This is a genomic window from Streptomyces sp. NPDC102360 (assembly GCF_044766085.1).
Classification (GTDB): domain Bacteria; phylum Actinomycetota; class Actinomycetes; order Streptomycetales; family Streptomycetaceae; genus Streptomyces.
This window is the reverse complement of sequence record NZ_JBIWLG010000033.1, coordinates 1-2204: the sequence shown is the minus strand read 5'-3', so window position 1 is coordinate 2204 and position 2204 is coordinate 1. Positions and strand designations below refer to the sequence as shown.

General features: G+C 54.0%; 1 rRNA gene. It reads left to right on the top strand.

The window, feature by feature from the left end:
* A 23S ribosomal RNA gene (locus ACIRHA_RS43135) occupies positions 1–2204 on the top strand; the annotation flags it as partial.

Below are 2204 nucleotides of genomic sequence, written 5' to 3'. Positions count from 1 at the left end.
AATAGAACCTGAAACCGTGTGCGTACAAGCAGTAGGAGCTCCGCAAGGAGTGACTGCGTACCTTTTGTATAATGGGTCAGCGACTTACTGTTCGTGGCAAGCTTAACCGTATAGGGGAGGCGAAGGGAAACCGAGTCTGATAAGGGCGCATAGTCGCGGGCAGTAGACCCGAAACCGGGTGATCTAGTCATGCCCAGGGTGAAGGTGCGGTAACACGCACTGGAGGCCCGAACCCACTCCCGTTGCAAAGGTAGGGGATGAGGTGTGATTAGGAGTGAAAAGCTAATCGAACCCGGAGATAGCTGGTTCTCCTCGAAAGCTATTTAGGTAGCGCCTCATATGTATCCTCTCGGGGGTAGAGCACTGTTATGGCTAGGGGGTCATCGCGACTTACCAAACCATTGCAAACTCCGAATACCGAGACGGACTGTATGGGAGACACACGGCGGGTGCTAACGTCCGTCGTGAAAAGGGAAACAACCCAGACCCACAGCTAAGGTCCCAAATTCACTGCTAAGTGGAAAACCATGTGGAAAGGCACAGACAGCCAGGAGGTTGGCTTAGAAGCAGCCACCCTTTAAAGAAAGCGTAATAGCTCACTGGTCGAGTCGGTCTGCGGGGAAGATTTAACGGGGCTAAGCAGTGAACCGAAGCTTGGGGTGCATAACTTTGTTATGCGCGGTAGAGGAGCGTTCCGTAAGCCGTTGAAGGTGGATTGAGAAGTCTGCTGGAGGTATCGGAAGTGCGAATGCTGACATGAGTAACGATAATGCGGGTGAAAAACCCGCACGCCGAAAGCCCAAGGTTTCCTTGCGCAACGTTAATCGGCGCAGGGTGAGTCGGCCCCTAAGGCGAGGACGAAAGTCGTAGTCGATGGGAAGCAGGTTAATATTCCTGCACCTCGCGTAAGTGCGATGGAGGGACGGAGAAGGTTAGGTGTACCAGGCGTTGGTTGTCCTGGGGAAAGGCGGTAGGTTTGGATCTTTGGCAAATCCGGGATCCTTTAAGACCGAGCACCGAGACGAGCCTTTATGGCGAAGTCACTGATACCACGCTTCCAGGAAAAGCTCCTAAGCTTCAGCTTACGCAGACCGTACCGTAAACCGACACAGGTGGGTAGGATGAGAATTCTCAGGCGCTTGAGAGAACTCGGGTGAAGGAACTAGGCAACATGGCACCGTAACTTCGGGAGAAGGTGCACCCTTTTTGGTGGCTCGTGCGAGCTATAGCTGAAGAGGGTCGCAGTAACCAGGCCGCTGCGACTGTTTATCAAAAACACAGCACTCTGCAAACACGAAAGTGGACGTATAGGGTGTGACGCCTGCCCGGTGCTGGAAGGTTAATTGATGGGGTCAGCCGCAAGGCGAAGCTCTTGATCGAAGCCCCAGTAAACGGCGGCCGTAACTATAACGGTCCTAAGGTAGCGAAATTCCTTGTCGGGTAAGTTCCGACCTGCACGAATGGCGTAACGACAGCGGCGCTGTCTCCACCCGAGACTCAGTGAAATTGAAATCGCTGTGAAGATGCAGCGTTCCCGTGGCAAGACGGAAAGACCCCGTGAACCTTTACTATAGCTTTACACTGAACGTTGAGTTCGTCTGTGTAGGATAGGTGGGAGGCTATGAAACTGTGGCGCTAGCTGCAGTGGAGCCATCCTTGAAATACCACCCTGTCGTGCTTGACGTTCTAACCTGGGCCCATTATCTGGGTCGGGGACCGTGTATGGTGGGTAGTTTGACTGGGGCGGTCTCCTCCTAAAGAGTAACGGAGGAGCTCGAAGGTACGCTCAGCGCGGTCGGACATCGCGCACTGTGTGCAAAGGCATAAGCGTGCTTGACTGCAAGATCGACGGATCAAGCAGGTAGGAAACTAGGACTTAGTGATCCGGTGGTTCTGTATGGAAGGGCCATCGCTCAACGGATAAAAGGTACTCCGGGGATAACAGGCTGATACCGCCCAAGAGTTCATATCGACGGCGGTGTTTGGCACCTCGATGTCGGCTCATCACATCCTGGGGCTGTAGTCGGTCCCAAGGGTATGGCTGTTCGCCATTTAAAGTGGTACGCGAGCTGGGTTCAGAACGTCGTGAGACAGTTCGGTCCCTATCTGCCATGGGCGTTGGAGATTTGAGAGGGGCTGCTCCTAGTACGAGAGGACCGGAGTGGACGAACCTCTGGTGTTCCGGTTGTCACGCCAGTGGCATT